Here is a 1,371-nt window from a genome sequence, read left to right on the forward strand (position 1 = left end):
CCGAGGCTGCTATATCTCGTCAAGCCGCTTGAGGGGTTTTCTGGTCACCGGCGTCTGCCGGCTGCTCGGATCGTTCGAGGAGCTTGAAGAGTTGGCGCGCGATCGCGCGTTTCAGACACCGCTGGGCGTCTCTGGACGTCTTGCCCTCGGTCGTTCGTCGGGCCACGTAGGCACGGGTGGCCGGGTCGAGGCGCATGCGGATGAGGGTGATCGTGTGGAGCGCGCGGTTGAGCTGTCGGTCGCCGCTGCGGTTGAGGCGGTGCCGGTTGGTCAGTCCGGAGGACGCGGGGATCGGCGCGGCGCCGGCGAAGGACGCGAACGCGGCCTCCGAACGGAACCTGCCGGCATGCGACCAACTGACGAGGATCTGCGCGGCACTGATCGGTCCGACGCCCAGGAGACTCAGCAGCCTCGGGGCCAACACGGTCACGAGGGAGAGGAGTTCGTCCTCCAGCTCCTTGGCCTCGGCTCGCAGGGACTCGATGCGTTGGGCTGTGGACCGCAGGGCGCGAACGGTCATGCGGTGCTCGATGTCCTGGGCCGGGCGATCGCGCAGCCTCGCGCAGTGGGCCACCTGGGACTTGCTCGTCCTGCCCCGGAGTTCGGCACGCAACTCGTCGGGCGCCGAGACGAGCAGCGCCTTGAGCTGGTTGACCGCGGCCGTGCAAGCCAGGACGGCACCCTGACGGGTCGCGAGCAGGACCCGCAGGGCCTCACGTTCCCCTCGCCGCCGGGGATGGATCGGGTGCTCGGCGGTCAGGGCCTCGCGAGCCGCACGGACGGCGTCGAGCATGTCGGTCTTGCGGCCGCCTCGAACCGCGGGCCGCTTGGGCCGGCAGACCTCGACGACGCGTTCGCCCGCGTCGTCCAGGAACGCGGCAAGTCCCGCTCCGTAGCTGCCCGTTCCCTCCAACGCCCAGCAGCGTGCGCCGGGGACGGTCTCCCGGGCGAAGTCCAGGAGTCTTTGATAGCCACGCGTGTTGGCGGGGCTGTCGGTGGTGGCGAGGACGGCGCCGATGGGGCTGACGGCCGCGGCGGCGAGGGTGTCGCGGTGGGTGTCGACGCCGATGACGCCGTCGATCTGTTCTGCGAGCATGGTCACGCGGTTGCTCTCCTTGAAGGCGGACGACCGTGGTCGGTGTCGGCCCGGGTGGAGTCACCGCGTGGCAGAACTGTGATGAGTCACGCCGGTTCGGCGGACGAGCTGCTGATCAAGCCAACGAGGTGGGCCGGGCCGACGCCGGCGTCCGGCAGACATCTCGGAGGAACGACAGACCCCGAGGAGTCGTCAGTTACCTTGCGAGTCATGCCGGACGCCGACGACGAGCCTGGCAGCAACCCGACCCGGGCCGCAGTCCAACAATCACAGTT

1 protein-coding gene is annotated in these 1,371 nt (G+C 69.6%); it reads right to left on the reverse strand.

The annotated features are described in order from the left end of the window. Positions 1-19: 19 nt before the first annotated feature. The gene (locus tag ABZS54_RS42960; RefSeq protein WP_355548913.1) at positions 20-1,096 is read right to left on the reverse strand and encodes an IS110 family transposase; all 1,077 of its coding nucleotides are present in this window, start codon (positions 1,094-1,096) and stop codon (positions 20-22) included. Positions 1,097-1,371: the final 275 nt, after the last annotated feature.

The organism is Embleya sp. NPDC005575 (assembly GCF_040605455.1).
Lineage (GTDB): Bacteria > Actinomycetota > Actinomycetes > Streptomycetales > Streptomycetaceae > Embleya.

Excerpts from the sequence above, each read along its gene's own strand:
- ABZS54_RS42960 (WP_355548913.1), bottom strand. The coding sequence starts at position 1,096 with ATGCTCGCAGAACAGATCGACGGCGTCATCGGCGTCGACACCCACCGC.